At 68.8% G+C, this 20,362-nt stretch carries 17 protein-coding genes; 8 read left to right on the top strand and 9 right to left on the bottom strand.

Annotation, left to right across the window (positions count from 1 at the left end; genetic code table 11):
• Positions 1-116: 116 nt before the first annotated feature.
• Positions 117-1,592 (top strand): CCA tRNA nucleotidyltransferase, encoded by a 1,476-nt coding sequence (locus C9F11_RS20775; RefSeq protein ID WP_138960687.1) that lies wholly within the window; start codon positions 117-119, stop codon positions 1,590-1,592.
• 187 nt (positions 1,593-1,779) lie between these two features.
• On the opposite strand, the gene C9F11_RS20770 is transcribed toward C9F11_RS20775, so the two are convergent.
• The 4 genes from C9F11_RS20770 to C9F11_RS20755 all read right to left on the bottom strand — a co-directional run bounded on the left by C9F11_RS20770 (position 1,780) and on the right by C9F11_RS20755 (position 5,607).
• Complete coding sequence (locus tag C9F11_RS20770; protein WP_138960686.1) at positions 1,780-2,313, bottom strand: hypothetical protein; 534 nt, start codon at positions 2,311-2,313, stop codon at positions 1,780-1,782.
• A gap of 128 nt (positions 2,314-2,441) precedes the next feature.
• Positions 2,442-3,698: an MFS transporter gene (locus tag C9F11_RS20765; RefSeq protein ID WP_138960685.1), complete on the bottom strand. Its 1,257-nt coding sequence runs from the start codon at positions 3,696-3,698 to the stop codon at positions 2,442-2,444.
• A gap of 78 nt (positions 3,699-3,776) precedes the next feature.
• Positions 3,777-4,859, bottom strand: a complete 1,083-nt coding sequence (locus C9F11_RS20760) for an inositol-3-phosphate synthase (protein WP_138960684.1) — start codon at positions 4,857-4,859, stop codon at positions 3,777-3,779.
• Between the two features lie 58 nt (positions 4,860-4,917).
• Positions 4,918-5,607: a PadR family transcriptional regulator gene (locus C9F11_RS20755; protein WP_138960683.1), complete on the bottom strand. Its 690-nt coding sequence runs from the start codon at positions 5,605-5,607 to the stop codon at positions 4,918-4,920.
• Positions 5,608-5,981: 374 nt separating this feature from the next.
• On the opposite strand from C9F11_RS20755, the gene C9F11_RS20750 reads away from it, so the two are divergent.
• Complete coding sequence (locus C9F11_RS20750; protein WP_138960682.1) at positions 5,982-8,690, top strand: transglycosylase domain-containing protein; 2,709 nt, start codon at positions 5,982-5,984, stop codon at positions 8,688-8,690.
• Between the two features lie 235 nt (positions 8,691-8,925).
• Entirely contained in the window at positions 8,926-10,455 is a 1,530-nt protein-coding gene (locus tag C9F11_RS20745; protein WP_138960681.1) for a glycosyltransferase 87 family protein, read from the top strand.
• A 229-nt stretch (positions 10,456-10,684) separates the two neighbouring features.
• Here the strand turns inward: C9F11_RS20745 and C9F11_RS20740 are convergent, their stop codons facing one another.
• The 3 genes from C9F11_RS20740 to C9F11_RS20730 form a co-directional block, all read right to left on the bottom strand.
• On the bottom strand, positions 10,685-11,716 hold the full coding sequence (locus C9F11_RS20740; protein ID WP_138960680.1) for an alanine racemase: 1,032 nt from the start codon (positions 11,714-11,716) through the stop codon (positions 10,685-10,687).
• Between the two features lie 77 nt (positions 11,717-11,793).
• Positions 11,794-12,915, bottom strand: coding sequence for a peptidoglycan bridge formation glycyltransferase FemA/FemB family protein (locus tag C9F11_RS20735; RefSeq protein ID WP_030676906.1), 1,122 nt, complete (start codon positions 12,913-12,915; stop codon positions 11,794-11,796).
• A gap of 208 nt (positions 12,916-13,123) precedes the next feature.
• The gene (locus C9F11_RS20730) at positions 13,124-13,435 is read right to left on the bottom strand and encodes a hypothetical protein (protein ID WP_030676909.1); all 312 of its coding nucleotides are present in this window, start codon (positions 13,433-13,435) and stop codon (positions 13,124-13,126) included.
• A gap of 310 nt (positions 13,436-13,745) precedes the next feature.
• On the opposite strand from C9F11_RS20730, the gene rpsF reads away from it, so the two are divergent.
• The 4 genes from rpsF to rplI all read left to right on the top strand — a co-directional run bounded on the left by rpsF (position 13,746) and on the right by rplI (position 15,510).
• A complete protein-coding gene (gene rpsF, locus C9F11_RS20725; RefSeq protein ID WP_006604399.1) occupies positions 13,746-14,036 on the top strand; it encodes a 30S ribosomal protein S6 in 291 nt (96 codons plus the stop codon).
• 100 nt (positions 14,037-14,136) lie between these two features.
• Positions 14,137-14,736, top strand: coding sequence for a single-stranded DNA-binding protein (locus C9F11_RS20720; RefSeq protein ID WP_138960679.1), 600 nt, complete (start codon positions 14,137-14,139; stop codon positions 14,734-14,736).
• Positions 14,737-14,808: 72 nt separating this feature from the next.
• Positions 14,809-15,045, top strand: a complete 237-nt coding sequence (gene rpsR, locus C9F11_RS20715) for a 30S ribosomal protein S18 (protein ID WP_003949403.1) — start codon at positions 14,809-14,811, stop codon at positions 15,043-15,045.
• Between the two features lie 18 nt (positions 15,046-15,063).
• Positions 15,064-15,510 carry a 50S ribosomal protein L9 gene (rplI, locus tag C9F11_RS20710; protein WP_138960678.1) on the top strand — a complete coding sequence of 149 codons (447 nt, stop codon included), beginning with the start codon at positions 15,064-15,066 and terminating at the stop codon, positions 15,508-15,510.
• A gap of 206 nt (positions 15,511-15,716) precedes the next feature.
• On the opposite strand, the gene C9F11_RS20705 is transcribed toward rplI, so the two are convergent.
• Entirely contained in the window at positions 15,717-17,054 is a 1,338-nt protein-coding gene (locus tag C9F11_RS20705; RefSeq protein ID WP_138960677.1) for an MATE family efflux transporter, read from the bottom strand.
• Between the two features lie 460 nt (positions 17,055-17,514).
• On the opposite strand from C9F11_RS20705, the gene dnaB reads away from it, so the two are divergent.
• Entirely contained in the window at positions 17,515-18,978 is a 1,464-nt protein-coding gene (gene dnaB, locus C9F11_RS20700) for a replicative DNA helicase (RefSeq protein WP_138960676.1), read from the top strand.
• A 31-nt stretch (positions 18,979-19,009) separates the two neighbouring features.
• Here the strand turns inward: dnaB and C9F11_RS20695 are convergent, their stop codons facing one another.
• Positions 19,010-20,140: an FAD-dependent oxidoreductase gene (locus C9F11_RS20695; protein ID WP_138960675.1), complete on the bottom strand. Its 1,131-nt coding sequence runs from the start codon at positions 20,138-20,140 to the stop codon at positions 19,010-19,012.
• Positions 20,141-20,362 lie beyond the last annotated feature (222 nt).

Genomic DNA, 20,362 nt, shown 5'->3' with positions numbered 1-20,362 from the left:
CGCGAGACCGCGCCGCGCGGGCCGCAAGGGCCGAGGTGAGCGCTGTGGACGGGCTTCACGGAGGCCGGGGAAATCGAGGCGGCCGCGGGGCGCCGGGGCACGTACCCTTTTCTGTTGTGCCGAACGCCAACGAAGACAACCCCCGTGCCCTGAGTCAGGTCCAGCAGCGCGCCGTGAGCGAGCTGCTGCGCGTGTCCCCTGTCGCAGACGACCTCGCCCGCCGCTTTCAGGAGGCCGGGTTCTCGCTCGCCCTGGTCGGCGGGTCGGTCCGGGACGCCCTCCTCGGCAGGCTCGGCAACGACCTGGACTTCACGACGGACGCCCGCCCCGAGGACGTACTGAAGATCGTCCGTCCGTGGGCGGACGCGGTGTGGGAGGTCGGGATCGCCTTCGGCACGGTGGGCTGCCAGAAGGATGCCCGCGTCGATGGCGTCGAGCAGCGCTTCGAGATCGAGGTGACGACATATCGATCGGAGGCGTACGACAGGACCTCCCGCAAGCCCGAGGTGTCGTACGGCGACTCCATCGAGGACGATCTCGTGCGCCGCGACTTCACTGTGAACGCCATGGCCGTGGCGCTCCCGGAGAAGGAGTTCATCGACCCGCACGGAGGTCTCGACGACCTGGCGGAGCGGGTCCTGCGTACCCCCGGCACCCCTGAGGAGTCGTTCTCGGACGACCCGCTGCGGATGATGCGGGCCGCGCGCTTCGCCGCGCAGCTGGACTTCGAGGTGGCCCCGGACGTCGTCGCCGCGATGACGGCGATGGCCGAGCGCATCGAGATCGTGTCCGCCGAGCGGGTCCGTGACGAGCTGAACAAGCTGATCGTGGCCGCGCACCCCCGCAAGGGGCTGGCCCTCCTGGTCGACACCGGTCTCGCGGCCCACGTGCTGCCGGAGCTTCCGGCGCTGCGCCTGGAGCGCGACGAGCACCACCGGCACAAGGACGTCTACGACCACACCCTGATCGTCCTCGAGCAGGCGATGGCCCTGGAGGAGGACGGCCCGGATCTGACACTCCGGCTCGCCGCGCTGCTGCACGACATCGGCAAGCCGAGGACGCGCCGCTTCGAGACGGACGGCCGGGTCTCCTTCCACCACCACGAGGTGGTGGGCGCGAAGATGACCAAGAAGCGGATGACGGCTCTCAAGTACTCCAACGAGCTCGTCAAGGACGTCTCGCGTCTGGTGGAGCTGCATCTGCGCTTCCACGGCTACGGCACGGGCGAGTGGACGGATTCCGCCGTCCGTCGCTATGTACGCGACGCGGGCCCGCTCCTGGAGCGCCTGCACAAGCTGACCCGTTCCGACTGCACGACCCGCAACAAGCGCAAGGCCAACGCGCTGTCGCGGGCGTACGACGGCCTGGAGGAGCGCATCGCCCGCCTGCAGGAGCAGGAGGAGCTGGACGCGATCCGCCCGGACCTCGACGGCAACGAGATCATGGAAGTCCTGAGCGTGGGCCCGGGCCCGGTGATCGGTCAGGCCTACAAGTTCCTGCTGGAGCTGCGGCTGGAGAACGGCCCCATGGAGCGGGACGCGGCGATCGCGGAGCTCAAGGAATGGTGGGCCGCACAGAACGCGGACAGCTGACGCTTAGCTGACAACGAGAAGGGGCGCGGTGTTTCACGTGAAACACCGCGCCCCTTCTCGTTGCCCTCGAGGCTCGTACGACAAGGCCGCCTATGCCGAGGGGCCATGTTTCACGTGAAACATGGCCCCTCGGCAGGTGCACTGTCATCGGCAGGGGCGCAGGGCCAGCCTCGCGATGCGACCGGCTCTACTTGTCTGCCGAGCCGGACGGCACGTACAGCTTTAGGCAGAGGACGAAGTCATCGCCGCCGCCGGTCTCCCGGTACTCGGCGTACTTCGTGCGGTCGCAGCTCCCGCTGTCCTTCTTCTCCATGACCTTGTACTTGGCCTTCTTGTCGCCGCAGTCCACGATCTTCAGGTCCGGGTCCGTGGAGCTCTCCGGCTTGCCGATGCTCATGCAGTCGCCGACCTCGGCCGCGGAGGCCTCGTCCTGACCCGCCAGGACGGCCGCGCCGCCGAGGCCGAGGACGGCGACGACCGCCACCCCGATGAATATGAACTTCTTCTTGCTCTTGCGCGGGGCCACCGGGTCCGGGCCGCCCTGGTAGAAGGGCATGCCCTGCTGGGGAGCGCCCGGGTGCTGCGGGTACGGCGGCGGGGGCGTCTGGCCGTACGGGGCCGCGCCCGGGTGCTGCGGAGCGCCCTGGCCCTGCGGCGGCTGACCGTAGGGCTGCTGGCCCTGGGCGAATGGGTTCTGGCCCTGGGGCGGCGGAGTGGACACGGGGATCCCCCTAGAAGAGAAGCAGGACGAAGGGATTGCGGCGCGAGGGCGCGAAGGACTTCCGTAAGTTATCCGGCTCACGCGGGCGCGATGAACCTCAGCCGGGCTCTGTGGCATTGATGTGACACTTACTGGACGTCAAACCTGGTCATAGCGCCAGCAATCGCTGCATAGACCAGCGCGATCGAGGCAACCAACGCGACCGATTTTCCGTCCGGGGGCAGCATCAGCGCCGCGACGCCCGCCGCTCCGACGAAGGCGACGTTGAAGAGCACGTCGTACAGGGAGAAGATCCGGCCACGGAAGCCGTCGTCAGCCGCCGACTGCACGACCGTGTCCGTGGCGATCTTCGCGCCCTGGGTGGTGAGCCCGATGACGAAGGCGGCGACGAGTATCGGGCCCGGCGCGAAGGGCAGCAGGAGCGCGGGGCCCAGGATCGCGGCGGCGGCCGCGCAGACGACCATCCAGCGCCGGGCGCCGAGCCTCCCGACGGCCCACGGGGTCACCAGGGCGGCAGTGAAGAACCCGGCGCCGGAGACCACCACGGCGATGCCGAGCAGCGCGAGCCCGTCGTCCTCGGTCGACGACCAGGCGTACCGGCACAGCATCAGCACCATGACCGTCAGGGCGCCGAAGCAGAACCGCATCAGGGTCATCGACACCAGGGCGTGCGCGGCCGTGCGGCGCTCGGCGAGGTGGCGTACGCCCGCCAGAAGCCCGCGTGCGGTGCCGGCGAGCGCTGCCCCCAGACGTGGTTGCACCAACTCCTTCTCGGGGCCGAGCAGGTCACGCGGCATGCGCAGGGAGGCGAGCGCCGAGCACAGATAGAGCGCGGCTCCCAGAAGGACGACCGCCGCGTCCGAGTCGGCGGCGACGATGCGGACGAGGAAGGCGAGGCCCCCGCCCGCCGTCGCCGCGAGGGTTCCGGCGGTCGGCGACAGGGAATTGGCCATGACCAGGCGGTCGTCGTCCACCACGCGCGGCAGCGCCGCCGAGAGCCCCGCCAGGACGAAACGGTTGACGGCGGTGACGCACAGCGCGGAGGCGTAGAAGAGCCCGTCGGGCGCACCGCTGAGCATCAGCACGGCCGTGAGGGACGCCAGCGCGGCCCGCAGGACGTTGCCGTACACGAGGACCTGTCGGCGCCGCCAGCGGTCGAGCAGGACGCCCGCGAACGGGCCGACGAGCGAGTACGGCAGCAGCAGCACCGCCATCGCGGAGGCGATCGCCGCGGGGGAGGCCTGCTTCTCCGGCGCGAAGACCACGTACGTGGCGAGCGCGACCTGGTAGACGCCGTCCGCGCCCTGGGAGAGGAGGCGCACGGCGAGCAGTCGCCGGAAGTCCCGAAGGCGCAGCAGAACGCGCAGGTCACCGACGACAGCCATGGCGCACAGCCTCACATACGACGAGGGTCCCCGGGTCGACGACCCGGGGACCCTCGTCAGGTCAGCCGTTCAGCGCGGTCAGCGCTCGACCTCGCCCTTGATGAACTTCTCGACGTTCGCGAAGGCCTCGTCGTCGAAGTACTGCACCGGCGGGGACTTCATGAAGTACGAGGACGCCGACAGGATCGGGCCGCCGATGCCGCGGTCCTTGGCGATCTTCGCGGCGCGCAGGGCGTCGATGATGACACCCGCCGAGTTCGGGGAGTCCCAGACCTCGAGCTTGTACTCCAGGTTCAGCGGGACGTCGCCGAAGGCGCGGCCCTCGAGGCGGACGTACGCCCACTTGCGGTCGTCGAGCCACGCCACGTAGTCGGACGGGCCGATGTGGACGTTCTTCTCGCCCAGCTCGCGGTCGGGGATCTGCGAGGTGACGGCCTGCGTCTTCGAGATCTTCTTCGACTCGAGGCGGTCGCGCTCCAGCATGTTCTTGAAGTCCATGTTGCCGCCGACGTTCAGCTGCATGGTGCGCTCGAGACGGACGCCGCGGTCCTCGAACAGCTTCGCCATGACGCGGTGCGTGATGGTGGCGCCGACCTGGGACTTGATGTCGTCACCGACGATCGGGACGCCGGCCTCGGTGAACTTGTCCGCCCACTCCTTGGTGCCCGCGATGAACACCGGCAGGGCGTTGACGAAGGCGACCTTGGCGTCGATGGCGCACTGCGCGTAGAACTTCGCGGCGTCCTCGGAACCGACGGGCAGGTAGCAGACGAGGACGTCGACCTGCTTGTCCTTGAGGACCTGGACGACGTCGACGGGGGCCTCGGTGGACTCCTCGATGGTCTGGCGGTAGTACTTGCCCAGACCGTCGTGGGTGTGGCCACGCTGGACCTGCACGCCGGTGTTCGGCACGTCGCAGATCTTGATGGTGTTGTTCTCGCTGGCGCCGATGGCGTCCGCGAGGTCGAGGCCGACCTTCTTCGCGTCGACGTCGAAGGCGGCGACGAACTCGACGTCACCGACGTGGTAGTCGCCGAACTGGACGTGCATCAGGCCCGGGACCTTGCTGTCCGGGTCGGCGTCCTTGTAGTACTCGACGCCCTGGACCAGCGAGGCGGCGCAGTTGCCCACGCCGACGATGGCTACGCGAACCGAACCCATTCCGGTTGCTCCCTGTGTGATCTCGGTATTCCGGATGGCACCCCGCGAGTGCGGGGTGTCACTTGGCGGTGTCGCCGGACGCATCCGGCGGCGGGTTGTCCCCCCGCCGCCGGGGCAGGACGTCCGACTCCCCAGATGTGCTGTTCTGCTGAGCGGAGCTCCCGGGACCGGACCGTTGCTGGTCGCGTCCCGCGCGCTCGCTCTCGATGAGCTCGTTCAGCCAGCGCACTTCGCGCTCCACGGACTCCATTCCGTGGCGCTGCAGCTCAAGCGTGTAGTCGTCGAGGCGCTCCCGGGTGCGGGCCAGAGAGGCGCGCATCTTCTCCAGGCGCTCCTCCAGGCGGCTGCGGCGGCCCTCGAGCACCCGCATCCGCACGTCCCGCGAGGTCTGGCCGAAGAAGGCGAAGCGGGCGGCGAAGTGCTCGTCCTCGTACGCGTCGGGGCCGGTCTGCGAGAGCAGTTCCTCGAAGTGTTCCTTACCTTCCGCGGTCAACCGGTAGACGATCTTGGCGCGGCGCCCGGCGAGCGGAGCCGCCGCCAGGGCCTCTGCGGTGGCGGTTCCCGACTCCTCGATCAACCAGCCGTTGGCCACCAGTGTCTTCAGACAGGGGTACAGCGACCCATAGCTGAAGGCGCGGAACACGCCCAGTGAGGTATTGAGCCGTTTGCGCAGCTCGTAGCCGTGCATCGGGGACTCGCGGAGCAGGCCGAGCACAGCGAACTCGAGGATGCCGGAGCGCCTGCTCATGGTGTCCTCCCGTCTGTCCCGGTCTGCCTGACACGGACCTTTATGCCGACCTGATGTATCGACTCGATACATCACGACGATAGAACGAGGTTCCTGCTGCGACAAGAGGGGGAACGGTGAACGGCGTCACATCACCGATTCGTAGGAAGTAACTTGCCTGATTTGGGGTGAACTTCAGCGCTAAGAGGGTTTTGACGGTGCGTAGTCTGTGCGCCATGCATACCGCCGGGAACCAAGTGACGTGAGGTGGCGTTACTGTCCCGGTGCCGTACGGACGAGTGCCGGAATGGACTCGTCCGTACGTCGGGGGGACCGGAAACCAGCTGCCGTTTCCAGGTGCGGACCACCGCGCCTGCCCGAGGAGTAGTCGTTCGATGAGCGAGCACCGTCGCAAGCCGCCACAGGGCGGCGGACGCGCCGCGGCCAGGCGGGGCGCGTCCGGCGCGCCGTCCGGCCGTCGCGCAGCACCGCGAGGCGCCACCGGATCGCCGTCTTCGCCGCACGGACCTTCGTCTTCGTACGAATCCGGCGCCCCCGAGGACGAGGGGCGCTCCTACGGGGGGCGCGCGGAGGCCAGGCGCGCCGCCCGCAATGGCTCCGTGGGCGGAGGCCGGCGCCGGGCGCCGGAGAGCGGCGGACGCGGCCGCGGGCGGGGCTACGGCCCGCCCAAGAAGCGCTTCATCGACTATCCACGCGCGGGCCGGAGCGGGCCGCGCCGCTGGATCCCGTCGTGGCGCCTGATCACGGGCCTGGTCATCGGGTTCTTCGGCAGCCTGATGGCGGTCGCGGGCATCGCGTACGCGCTCGTCGAGATCCCCGAGGTCGCCAACGCGGCCAAGGCGCAGAACAACGTCTACTACTGGGCCGACGGCTCCCAGATGGTCGCGACCGGTGGGGAGACCAACCGCCAGATCATCAAGTACGAGGACATCCCCGAGGCGATGCGCAACGCCGTCATCTCGGCGGAGAACAAGACGTTCTACAAGGACAAGGGCGTCGACCCGATGGGCATCGCCCGCGCCGTGGTGAACATGGCCAAGGGCGGTCAGACCCAGGGCGGCTCGACCATCACGCAGCAGTACGTGAAGAACGCCCGGCTCGACGACCAGTCGCAGACGTTCAGCCGGAAGTTCAAGGAGCTGTTCATCTCCATAAAGGTCGGCCGGACCGTCAGCAAGGAAGACATCATGGCGGGGTACCTCAACACCGCCTACTACGGCCGCAACGCCTACGGCATCCAGGCCGCCGCGCGCGCCTACTTCGGCAAGGAGGCGCAGAAGCTGAACCCCAGCGAGTGCGCCCTGCTCGCCACGGTCCTCAAGGGCGCCACCTACTACGACCCGGCGGGCTACCCGGAGATCGACCCCTCGGCCAACACACAGGCGAACACCGAGCGCGCCAAGAAGCGCTGGGCGTGGATCCTCGACGAGGAGGTCAAGGACGGCAGCATGGAGGCGTCCGAACGGGAGAAGTACACCAAGTTCCCGACGCCGCAGAACCCGCGCTCCAACGTCAAGCTGAGCGGCCAGATCGGCTACCTCGTCTCGCTCGCCAAGGCGTACGTCGTCAACAACACCGACATCTCCGCCCGGGAGCTGGACCAGGGCGGCTACGAGATCCACACGACCTTCAGCAAGAAGAAGGTCACGGAGCTCGAAAAGGCCGTGAAGAAGGTCCGCAAGGAGAACATCAAGCCGAAGCTGCGCCCGGACAAGGACAAGTACGTCCAGTTCGGTGGCGCCTCGGTCAACCCCGGGACCGGCGCGATCGAGGCCATCTACGGCGGTGAGGACGCGACCAAGCACTTCACCAACAACGCGGACACGACGGGTGCCCAGGTCGGTTCCACGTACAAGCCCTTCGTGCTGGCGGCGGCCTTCAAGAACGGCATCCGGGACAAGAGCGGGAGCGCGAACCAGGACGACGCCCAGCGCACCGTCATCAACCCGAAGAGCCTGTACAGCGGCAAGAACAAGCTCAAGATCAAGAACTACGACGGCACGGTCTGGACGGACAAGGACGGCAAGGAGTGGCTGCAGAGCAACGACGGCCACCAGTCCTACAACCCGCCGAGCTACAAGATCGACCTGCGTGAGGCCATGCGGGAGTCGGTCAACTCCGCCTACGTCCAGCTCGGCATGGACGTCGGGCTCGACAAGGTGAAGGCCGCGGCCATAGACGCGGGCCTGCGGGACGACAACTCCATGGCGGGCGCCACCTACCCGTCCTTCTCCCTCGGTACGTCGTCCCCGAGCGCGATCCGGATGGCCGGTGCCTACGCCACGTTCGCGGCCAGCGGTAAGCAGCGTGACCCGTTCTCGGTGAAGGAGATCGAGAAGGAGGGTCAGTCGGTCTACACCCACCCGTCCAAGACGAAGGTGGCCTTCTCCCCCGCGGTCGCGAACAACGTCACGGACGTCCTGCGGACCGTCGTCGAGAAGGGCACGGGTACCTCGGCGAAGCTCCCCGGCCGTCAGGTGGCCGGCAAGACGGGTACGACCGACGGCAACAAGTCCGCCTGGTTCGTCGGCTACACCCCGCAGCTGTCCACGGCGATCAGCATGTACCGGATGGACGACGACGAGTCCAACAAGAAGCGCCAGTTCCTGGAGATGTTCGGCACGGGCGGCCAGGAGAAGATCCACGGCGCCTCGTTCCCCGCGGAGATCTGGCAGGACTACATGTCGGCCGCGCTCAAGGGCAAGCCCGTCCTGACGTTCCCGACGCCGCAGCCCATCGGCGAGATCGTCGGCCAGCCGGTGGTGCCCACGCCCACCCAGACCGAGGAAGAAGAGGAGCCGAGCGACTCCCCGTCGCCCACGCCCACGGAGACGAAGTCCTCCGAGCCTCCGCCGACGAAGACCCCCGACGACCCGACCGAGACCTGTAAGGCCTCGGATCCGAGGTGCGAGGACGACGGCGGGGCCTCCGAGGGCGGGGACGACAACGGGGGCGTCATCGGCGGCCCGGGCGGTGAGTCACCACCGCCCACGGGCGACGCGAACGGCGGCAACGGAAACGGCAACGGGAACGGCCACAACGGCAACGGTGGCGGCATCTTCGAAGGCCCGACCGGAGGCTGACCGCCGAGCACGTCGCGTGTTTCACGTGAAACAAGGCCGCCGCACCCCCGTGGTGCGGCGGCCTTGCCCGTGTCCGAAGGGCCCGCCAGAGGGCGCGCACGGCCTGCTGTGGCGGAGCTGAGGGCCCTCTGCTGCCTGACTGAGGGCTCCGTCGCCGCTGCGGGCTCTTCCCCTCGATGCCACAGGGCGCGGACGCGTCGGTGCTTCCAGGGCCTGACAGGGTCCGTACGGCAGGATGTGCGCCATGCCCAGCGCAGAGAAGACGCCCCCCACACGCGCACATCCACCCCTGAGCGAGCGGGTCCCGCAGCCCGTGCTTCCCACGAGGCAGGACGAGCTCTCGGCCTCCGGCAGCGAGCTGATCGGCGGGCCCATCGGCCGCAGAGCGCTCCTCGCGGCGACATGGTGGACGCCCGTGCGCGTCATCGCGCTCGTCGCCCTCGGGATGTTCGCACTCGGCATGGTGCAGAAGGCCCCGTGCTACAACGGCTCCTGGTTCGTCGGCGCGAGCTCGCAGTACACCCACGCGTGCTACTCCGACATCCCCCACCTCTACCAGGGCCGTGGCTTCGCCGACGGACTCGTGCCGTACTTCGACAAGCTGCCCGGCGACATGGAGTACCTCGAGTACCCCGTGCTCACGGGGCTGTTCATGGAGGTGGCCGCCTGGCTGACACCGGGCAGCGGCAGCCTCCAGCACCAGGAGAAGTTCTACTGGATGGTCAACGCCGGGATGCTGATGGCCTGCACGGCCGTCATCGCCGTCTGCGTGACACGCATCCACCGGCGTCGGCCCTGGGACGCGCTGCTCGTCGCCCTGGCGCCCGCCTTCGCGCTGACGGCCACGATCAACTGGGACCTGTTCGCCGTCGCCCTCACCGCTGCCGCGATGCTGATGTGGTCGCGCGGGCGCGCGGTCGCCTTCGGCATCCTGCTGGGGCTCGCGACGGCGGCCAAGCTCTATCCCGCGCTGCTCCTCGGCCCGCTGCTCGTGCTGTGCTGGCGCGCGGGCAAGTGGCGGGAGTTCGGGAGCGCGCTCATCGCGACGACCGCAGCCTGGCTGGCGGTGAACCTGCCGGTGATGATCCAGGCGCCGGACGGCTGGGCGAAGTTCTACAGCTTCAGCCGGGAGCGGGGCGTCGACTTCGGCTCGTTCTGGCTCATCCTCGCCCAGCGCATGGACGACCCGCCGACCACGGACACGGTGAACCGGCTGGCGGTGGTGCTCATGCTGCTCGCCTGCCTCGGCATCGCCGCGCTCGGCTTCACCGCTCCCAGGCGCCCGCGCTTCGCGCAGCTGGCCTTCCTGGTGGTCGCCGCCTTCATCCTCACCAACAAGGTGTACTCGCCGCAGTACGTGCTGTGGCTGATCCCGCTCGCCGCCCTGGCGCGTCCGCGCTGGCGGGACTTCCTGATCTGGCAGGCGTGCGAGGTCGCGTACTTCCTGGGCATCTGGATGTACCTCGCGTACACGACGAGCGGAGACGCCCACAAGGGACTGCCGACCGAGGGCTACCAGGTGGCCATCGCCATCCACCTGCTGGGGACGCTGTACCTGTGCGCCGTGGTCGTACGCGACATCCTCATGCCGGAGCGGGACGTGGTGCGGCGGACCGGCGAGGACGACCCTTCGGGCGGGGTCCTGGACGGTGCGCCGGACGTGTTCGTGCTCAGCCTTGGTGGTCGGGCACCGCGGTACGACGGGGCGCGTGACGGCGAGGAGACGTACGTGGAATGGGGGACGACAGGGAAGCGTTCGCCCTGAGCGAACAAGAAGACGCCCGGATGGCGGTGTACCGGAACGGCTGTGGGCTGCGGCAGGAGGGCCGGAACGCCGGAGGGCGGTGACGGGGCGGGGCCGGGGCTTGGAGGGCGCTGAGACCGCGGTCTGCGGCGCTGGAGGACCGGCACGCGAAGGGCCGGGCGCGACAACTGTCGCGCCCGGCCCTTTCACCGTTGAGGACCGCGCCCTTCGGCGCGGGTGCCGCGTGGGGTCAGCGGTCGACGATCCGGTCGAACTGCGTGGTGGTGTGCCGCAGATGCGCGACCAGCTCCTCGCCCACCGTCGGCTCCGGCGCGTCCGACGGCACGAACAGGATCGACACCTGCATGTGCGGCGGCTCCGCGAACCAGCGCTGCTTGGCGCCCCAGACGAACGGCGAGAGGTTGCGGTTCACGGTCGCGAGTCCCGCGCGGGCCACGCCCTTCGCGCGCGGCATCATCCCGTGCAGCGCCTTCGGCGCCTCCAGGCCGACACCGTGTGAGGTGCCGCCCGCGACGACGACGAGCCAGCCGTCGGACGCGGCCTTCTGCTGCCGGTAGCCGAAACGGTCCCCCTTGGCGACGCGCGTCACGTCCAGGACGGAGCCCCGGTACTCGGTCGCGTGATGGTCGCCCAGCCACAGGTGCGTGCCGATCCGCGCCCGGAAGCGGGTCTGGGGGAACTGCTGCTGCAGGCGGGCGAGTTCATCGGCCTTGAGGTGGCTGACGAACATCGTGTGCAGCGGCAGCCGCGCCGTGCGCAGCCGGTCCATCCAGACGATGACCTCGTTGACGGCGTCCGTGCCGTCGGGCCGGTCGAGCGGCAGGTGGATCGCGAAGCCTTCGAGGCGCACGTCCTCGATGGCGGCGTGCAGATGCGGCAGGTCCTGCTCGGTGATGCCGTGGCGCTTCATCGAGGACATGACCTCGATGACGACACGGGCGCCCACGAGCCCGTGCACGCCGTCGAGAGACGACACGGAGCGGATGACGCGGTCAGGCAGCGGCACGGGCTCCTCGCCCCGGCGGAACGGGGTGAGGACCAGCAGGTCGCCGCCGAACCAGTCCTTGATCCGAGCGGCTTCGTAGGTCGTGCCGACGGCAAGGACATCGGCGCCGAATCGCGTGGCTTCCTCGGCGAGGCGCTCGTGGCCGAACCCGTAGCCGTTGCCCTTGCAGACCGGGACGATGCCTGGGAATTGGTCAAGCACGTGCTTCTGGTGTGCCCGCCAGCGCGCGGTGTCGACATAGAGCGTGAGCGCCATGGCTGGTCCCGGAACCTTTCTGGTGGCTGCGGTGTAACAGAGATATGGAGGGAATTACGGAAGGCGACTGTGCGGGATCAGCGACGCGACATGTAGATGTCGAGCGCCTTGTGCAGCAGCTTGTTCAGCGGGAAGTCCCACTCGCCGACGTACTCGACGGCCTCGCCGCCGGTGCCGACCTTGAACTGGATCAGGCCGAAGAGGTGGTCCGTCTCGTCCAGCGAGTCGGAGATGCCGCGCAGGTCGTAGACCGAGGCGCCGAGCGCGTAGGCGTCGCGCAGCATCCGCCACTGCATCGCGTTCGAGGGCCGGACCTCGCGGCCGATGTTGTCGGAGGCGCCGTAGGAGTACCAGACGTGCCCGCCCACGACGAGCATCGTCGCCGCCGAAAGGTTCACGCCGTTGTGCCGCGCGAAGTACAGCCGCATGCGGTTGGGGTCCTCGGAGTTGAGGGCCCGCCACTGCTGCTGGAAGTAGCTCAGCGGCCGCGGCCGGAACTTGTCGCGGATCGCCGTGATCTCGTACAGGCGCTGCCACTCGGGAAGGTCGTTGTAACCGCCCTGGACGACCTCGACACCGGCCTTCTCGGCCTTCTTGATGTTGCGGCGCCACAGCTGGTTGAAGTTCTTGAGGACCTCGTCCAGCGAGCGGTTGGCCAGCGGCACCTGGAAGACATAGCGGGGCTGCACGTCGCCGAAGCCGGCGCCGCCGTCCTCGCCCTGCTGCCAGCCCATGCGCCGCAGCTTGTCGGAGACTTCGAAGGCGCGCGGCTCGATGTGCGTGGCCTCGATGTCGCGCAGGCGCTTCACGTCGGGGTTCTGGATGCCCGCCTTGATCGCGGGGGCGTTCCAGCGGCGGATGACGACCGGCGGGCCCATCTTCACCGAGAAGGCGCCCTGCTTCTTCAGGTGCGCGAGCATCGGCTGGAGCCACTCGTCCAGGTTCGGCGCGTACCAGTTGATGACCGGGCCCTCGGGGAGATACGCGAGATAGCGCTTCACCTTGGGCAGCTGGCGGTAGAGCACCAGGCCCGCGCCCACCATGTGACCGGTCCTGTCGTCGAACCAACCGAGGTTCTCCGAACGCCATTCACTCTTCACGTCTGCCCATGCGGGGACCTGGCAATGGCTCGCCGACGGCAGGCTCTGGATGTACGCCAGATGTTGCTCTCGGCTGATGGTCCTCAGGGTCAGGCTCATTCGCGGCGCTCCTCGGGCTGGTGTGTCCCCATGGGTACAGGGGCTCCGGCTCTAGCGCCGAAGCCTACTGCGCCCTGCGAGCGCCCCGTCTGGGCGTATCGCACCTTCGCCCCTGGCCCGTCTCTGACCAGGGGTGGTGCGGACCGGTCAACAGCCGGTTCGGAGAAGGCGGCGCGGCCGGGGACGGCTCATCCGCGGCCGTCGCAGGTCACCAGAGTCCACCGAAGAGGCCGCCGTGCGCCATGCCCAGGAAGAAGCCGACCGCACAGGCACCGAGGCCGACGATCAGGAAGAAGCGCTCCCGCGTCGTCACCGAGATGAACTGTCCGTACGCGCCGGTGAAGATGCCCACCAGGCCGGTCCAGGAACTGAGCAGATGGAGGTTGTGGAACATCGCGGACACGAAGGCGATCGCGCCGAGGATCAGCGTCACGCCGAGCAGTGTGTCCTGGAGGGGATGGGGCTTGCCGTCGGTCGCGAAGAGGGAACCGGCGGTGTCACGTCGCAATGTCTGTGCCATGGAGGCACCTCCTGCGGAAAGGCAGCGCATCGTAGCGCCATACACACCCGATGTGTACAGATTCTGCCCGCCCGCCGCCGGATTTCAACCGGAAGCCTAGGTGCGGGTACTCTGTACCGTCTGCACCGGTGTCTGCCCAGGCCAGTCACTGATCCGTCACTGACTGGTACAGCCACACGACGCGACTCCCCCTCGGACCTCCGCTCGGGGCGGTCGATTGTCAGTGGCGGCCGATACCGTTGCGTACGCATCACGACCCTCCTGCCACGGAACGACCGTGGCCGCTGAGTCCAAAGGAGGTGGGTTCCACATGCGTCACTACGAGGTGATGGTCATCCTCGACCCCGATCTCGAGGAGCGCGCTGTCTCCCCGCTGATCGAGAACTTCCTCTCCGTCGTCCGTGAGGGCAACGGAAAGGTCGAGAAGGTCGACACCTGGGGCCGTCGTCGTCTCTCGTACGAGATCAAGAAGAAGCCCGAGGGCATCTACTCGGTCATCGACCTGCAGGCCGAGCCTGCGGTCGTCAAGGAGCTCGACCGCCAGATGAACCTGAACGAGTCGGTCCTCCGGACCAAGGTCCTCCGCCCCGAGACCCACTGAGCCCCTGGCTCGGACCCGCTGAGCCGCGAGGCTCGGCGGTACTCGGGATTCGAGTAGCAGCACCAGCAGCCAGCAGCAAACCCGCCGAGAGGTTCCCCCAATGGCAGGCGAGACCGTCATCACGGTCGTCGGCAATCTTGTCGACGACCCCGAGCTGCGCTTCACCCCGTCCGGTGCGGCGGTCGCGAAGTTCCGCGTCGCGTCCACTCCCCGCACCTTCGACCGGCAGACCAACGAGTGGAAGGACGGCGAGAGCCTGTTCCTGACCTGCTCGGTCTGGCGTCAGGCGGCGGAGAACGTCGCCGAGTCGCTCCAGCGAGGCATGCGCGTCATCGTGCAGGGCCGGCTGAAGCAGCGGTCCTACGAGGACCGTGAGGGCATCAAGCGCACGGTCTACGAGCTGGACGTCGAGGAAGTCGGCGCCAGCTTGAAGAACGCCACGGCCAAGGTCACCAAGACCACCGGTCGCGGCGGCCAGGGTGGGTACGGCGGCGGTGGCGGCGGTCAGCAGGGCGGCGGCTGGGGCGGTGGCCCCGGTGGCGGTCAGCAGCAGGGTGGCGGCGGTGCTCCCGCCGACGACCCCTGGGCGACCGGTGCGCCGGCCGGTGGCGGCCAGCAGGGCGGCAGCGGCGGCGGTGGCGGCTGGGGCGGAAGCTCCGGCGGCTCCGGCGGCGGCTACTCGGACGAGCCCCCCTTCTAAGACCCAGGGCCCCGGCCCCGGGACGAGAAGGCGGGTCGTACCCACACTTCTTGATCACACAGGAGAAACACCATGGCGAAGCCGCCTGTGCGCAAGCCTAAGAAGAAGGTCTGCGCATTCTGCAAGGACAAGGTCACGTACGTGGACTACAAGGACACGAACATGCTGCGGAAGTTCATTTCCGACCGCGGCAAGATCCGTGCCCGCCGCGTGACCGGCAACTGCACGCAGCACCAGCGTGACGTCGCCACGGCCGTGAAGAACAGCCGTGAGATGGCGCTGCTGCCCTACACGTCCACCGCGCGATAAGGGAAGGGTGACCGAAACATGAAGATCATCCTCACCCACGAGGTCTCTGGCCTCGGTGCCGCTGGCGACGTCGTCGACGTCAAGGACGGCTACGCTCGCAACTACCTGATCCCGCGGAACTTCGCGATCCGCTGGACCAAGGGTGGCGAGAAGGACGTCGCGCAGATCCGTCGTGCGCGCAAGATCCACGAGATCGCGACCATCGAGCAGGCCAACGAGATCAAGGCCCAGCTCGAGGGCGTCAAGGTCCGTCTGGCCGTCCGCTCCGGCGACGCCGGTCGTCTCTTCGGTTCCGTCACCCCGGCTGACGTCGCTTCGGCGATCGCGGCTGCCGGTGGCCCGAAGGTCGACAAGCGCCGCATCGAGCTCGGCGCGCCGATCAAGACGCTGGGCGCCCACGCGACGTCCGTGCGTCTGCACCCCGAGGTGGCCGCCAAGGTCAACGTCGAGGTCGTCGCTGCCTGAACGCCGCGCTAGCGCTGCGTTTCGCAGGACTGAGCAAGAGGGCCGCACCTACTGGTGCGGCCCTCTTGTCATGCGTGGACAGCGCGGGACGAGTGGATGGCGTTGAGCGGGAGTGCTTCCATCGGTCGTGTCTGGAACGTCGTGACGCGGCTGTGGATCAGGAGATGGTGCTCAAACGCCGGGCACGTTTCACGTGAAACATCGCCTCAGCGCGTGGCCCCTGTGACGATCCAGCGGCCCGAGCGGGAGCGCAGCCACAGGGTGAGCATGCGTACGGTCATCATGAGCGTCATCGCGACCCACAGAGAGGTCAGTGCGCCGCCGAGGGTGGGGACGAGCAGGGCCGCGGGTGCGAACACCGCGAGGGTGATCAGCATGGCCCAGGCCAGATACGGCCCGTCTCCCGCGCCCATGAGGACACCGTCGAGTACGTAGACGATGCCGCAGATCGGCTGGGCGAGGGCTATCACGATCAGCGCGGGCAGAGCGGCGTCCTGGACGGCGGCGTCGCTGGAGAAGAGCGGGACGAACACGGGCCGGGCCAGGACGACCAGCAGGCCGAGGACGACACCCGAGGCGAAGCCCCACTGCACCATGCGGCGGCAGGCGTCGCGGGCGCCCTGGGCATCGCCCGCTCCCAGATAGCGGCCGATGATGGCCTGCCCGGCGATCGCGATGGCGTCGAGGGCGAAGGACAGCAGGCTCCACAGGGACAGGACGATCTGGTGCGCGGCTATGTCGGCATCGCCGAGCCGGGCGGCCACGGCGGTGGCGATGATGACGATCGCCTTGAGGGAGAGCGTGCGGGCCAGAAGAGGGACGCCCGCCTGTGCGCAGGCTCTGATGCCTGCGGCGTCCGGGCGCAGCGAGGCGCCGTGGCGTCGGGCGCCGCGGACGACGACGGTCAGATAGACGGCGGCCATCGCGCACTGGGTGAGGACGGTGCCCCAGGCGGACCCGGCGATGCCGAGGCCCGCTCCGTAGACGAGGAGCACGTTGAGCACGCCGTTGGCGACAAAGCCGCCGATGGCGACGTACAGCGGCGTCTTGGTGTCCTGGAGGCCCCGCAGGACGCCGGTGGCGGCGAGGACGGCCAGCATCGCGGGTATGCCGAGGGCCGAGATCCTCAGATAGGTGACCGCGTGGGGCGTGGCGGCGTCCGAGGCACCGAAGAGGCCCACGAGCGCGGGTGCCGTGGGCAGGGCGACGGCGATCACGGCCACGCCGAGCAGAAGGGCGAGCCAGATGCCGTCCATGCCCTGACGGATGGCGGCCGGGAGGTCACCGGCGCCCACGCGGCGGGCGACTGCGGCGGTGGTGGCGTACGCGAGGAAGACGAAGACGCTGACGGCGGTTGTCAGGAGGGCCGAGGCGATGCCGAGGCCGGCGAGCTGAGCCGTGCCGAGGTGGCCGACGATGGCGCTGTCGGCCATGACGAAGAGGGGCTCGGCCACGAGTGCGCCGAAGGCGGGAACGGCGAGTGCGACGATCTCTCGGTCGTGTCGTCGCCGGGCGGCCTTGGGCGCCGCGGGAGCCTGTGTCATGAGCACCAATCTAATCTTCCACAGGTAAGAGATGCAATTGACTTAGGACCCTTACCTGCATCGAGAGCGGGCGTGGGGACGGGCGCTGTTCGACAAGATCTTGGGCCGACTGGGGAAGTTTTTCTTCTGCACAGCCGGTGGATGGGAAAGATGCAGGTCAGGGCGGCTGTGGAAAGTCGCCTGAGGGCTTGTTCACAGGGCTGTCCACCGGGCCGTGCACAGGTTTCCCGGGGTTCTCCACAGCATCGGGGCAGTCATCCACAGTGCCTGTGGATAACCAGATTGGCTGACGGTGCCGACGGGCCTACGGTTGTGCGGCGCCCGCCTCGTCCTGTCATCGGCGAAACCACGCAAATCCGACGCGTCAGAACCGGAGTTGGGCCCCCTTATTTGTCAGTGTCGTGCCGTAGGAAAGAGGGGCACGGCGAGGTCCGCGCGGCGGACGGGAGGAGGTGGCCCGGTGAGTATTTCCGAGCCCTTGGACGACCCGTGGGCCGACAGCGGGCCGGGGGACCGGCTGCCCGCGTCCCGCCCGCGCCGCGACGGCGGCCAGGGCCGTGATGAGCAGCACGAGCGGGGCTGGGACGGAGGGAGCCCCTCCTTCGAGCGCGTACCGCCCCAGGACCTGGACGCGGAACAGTCCGTGCTCGGTGGCATGCTCCTGTCGAAGGACGCCATCGCCGATGTCGTCGAGGTGCTCAAGGGCCACGACTTCTACCGCCCGGCCCACGAGACGGTCTTCACCGCGATCCTCGATCTGTACGCCAAGGGCGAGCCCGCCGACCCCATCACGGTCGCCGCCGAGCTCACCAAGCGCGGCGAGATCACCAAGGTCGGCGGCCCCTCGTATCTGCACTCCCTGGTCCAGACGGTCCCGACCGCGGCGAACGCCGAGTACTACGCGGAGATCGTGCACGAGCGCGCGGTCCTGCGCCGCCTGGTCGAGGCGGGCACCCGCATCACGCAGATGGGATACGCGGCGGACGGCGACGTCGACGAGATCGTCAACAGCGCCCAGGCCGAGATCTACGCCGTCACCGAGCAGCGCACCAGCGAGGACTACCTGCCGCTCGGCGACATCATGGAGGGAGCCCTCGACGAGATCGAGGCGATCGGCTCCCGCAGCGGCGAGATGACGGGTGTGCCGACGGGCTTCACCGACTTCGACTCGCTCACCAACGGTCTGCACCCCGGCCAGATGATCGTCATCGCGGCCCGCCCCGCCATGGGTAAGTCCACGCTGGCCCTCGACTTCGCGCGCGCCGCTTCCATCAAGCACAGCTTGCCCAGCGTGATCTTCTCCCTGGAAATGGGGCGCAACGAGATCGCGATGCGTCTGCTGTCCGCGGAGGCACGCGTGGCACTGCACCACATGCGCTCCGGCACGATGACGGACGAGGACTGGACCCGGCTCGCCCGCCGGATGCCCGAGGTCTCGGCGGCGCCGCTCTACATCGACGACTCCCCGAACCTGTCGATGATGGAGATCCGCGCGAAGTGCCGCCGCCTCAAGCAGCGCAGCGACATCAAGCTCGTGATCATCGACTATCTGCAGCTGATGCAGTCCGGTGGCTCGAAGCGGGCCGAGAGCCGCCAGCAGGAAGTCTCGGACATGTCGCGAAACCTGAAGCTGCTGGCCAAGGAGCTCGAGGTTCCGGTCATCGCGCTCTCGCAGTTGAACCGTGGTCCCGAGCAGCGCACGGACAAGAAGCCCCAGGTCTCCGACCTGCGTGAGTCCGGTTCCATCGAGCAGGACGCCGACATGGTGATCCTGCTGCACCGCGAGGACGCGTACGAGAAGGAGTCACCGCGCGCGGGCGAGGCGGACATCATCGTGGGCAAGCACCGTAACGGCCCCACGGCGACGATCACCGTCGCCTTCCAGGGCCACTACTCGCGCTTCGTGGACATGGCCCAGACGTAACGCGCGCGGCAGGGGGGGCACGCCTGTCGGGCTATGCGGCCTTGCTCCCGCGCGGGGTCAGCTTCACCAGGCCCGGGTGGCGCTGGGCCGACAGGGCGCCCCGGACGATGAACTCCTTGTACCAGGCGGCGACGCGGCCCGTGAGCACGCGCTCGACCGCGCTGTCGTCGTCCCGGACGAACTGGATGAGGCCGTCGCGGCGGCCCAGGCTGACGCACTGGTTGAGGTACCGGAAGCGCAGCGGGCTCGGGGTACGGCCCGCCAGACGGTCGCTGATCGACCGCGCCACATGGGCCGCCGACGGCAGGCCGGTGGCGCAGGCCATGCGCAGTTCCTGCCCGTCCTGCCGGCGAGCGGCGGCCGCGTCACCGACGGCGTAGACGTCCGGGTGGGACACCGAACGCAGCGTCGGGTCGACGAGCACGCGCCCGTGGTCGTCGACGGCCAGACCGGCCTCGCGTGCGATCTCAGGCACTCGGAAGCCTGTCGTCCACACCACTGTGTCCGAGGGCAGCAGCGCGCCGTCGGCGAGGAGTACGCCGTCCGCGCGGACCTCGGTGACCTTGGCGTGGTCCCGTACCTCGATGCCGAGGCGGGCGAAGACGCGCCGCAGGTGCTGTCGACCCCGCTCGGAGAGCGCCGCGCCGAGCGCGCCGCCGGTGACCAGGCGTACCTTCAACTCCGGTCGCGTCTCGGCCAGTTCGGCCGCGGCCTCGATGCCGGTCAGACCGCCGCCGACGACCGTGACGGTGCCGCCCGCGGCCAGCCGTGCCCGCAGGCGGTCGGCGTCCTGGGCGACGGCCAGCGGATACGCGTGCTCGGCCGCTCCCGGAACGGCGTCGTGGGCGGCGAGGCTGCCGAGCGCGTAGACCAGCGTGTCGTAGCCGAGGGGCGCGGCATCGGCCAGGACGACTTCGCGACGCTCGGCGTCGATGGCGACGACGCGGTCGACGACGAACTCCACGGGTGCGCCCGTGAGCAGTTCGGCGATCGGCCGCTGGCGCACCTGCTGGCCCACCGCGACCTGGTGCATCCGCACCCGCTCGACGAACCGGTCGCTCGCGTTCACCAAGGTCACCCGGGTGCCGGACTGCTTGGCGATCGACTTGGCCGCGACGACGCCCGCGTAACCCGCTCCCAGAACCACGATGTGCGCTGCCATCACGCTCTCCCTCCGATGTCCGCCGCCGGTGCGGCCTCGAAAGGTAGACAGAGTGGGGCTGCGGATTCGTGACATGCGCCGACGAGACGTGGGTCACAGATGCGATCTTGTGTGGCGGGCGGCGATTCCGTCCTCGCAGAGGGGCCCGGCGGTCAGCCGAAGATCCTGCGCGCAAGCGCGGACGTTTCACGTGAAACATGGCGTGGCCAGGTAGGGCGTGGA

Origin of the sequence: Streptomyces sp. YIM 121038, from assembly GCF_006088715.1 — a bacterium.
Taxonomy (GTDB): domain Bacteria; phylum Actinomycetota; class Actinomycetes; order Streptomycetales; family Streptomycetaceae; genus Streptomyces.
The sequence above is the reverse complement of the archived record's forward strand: the minus strand, read 5'-3'. Positions and strand labels throughout refer to the sequence as shown.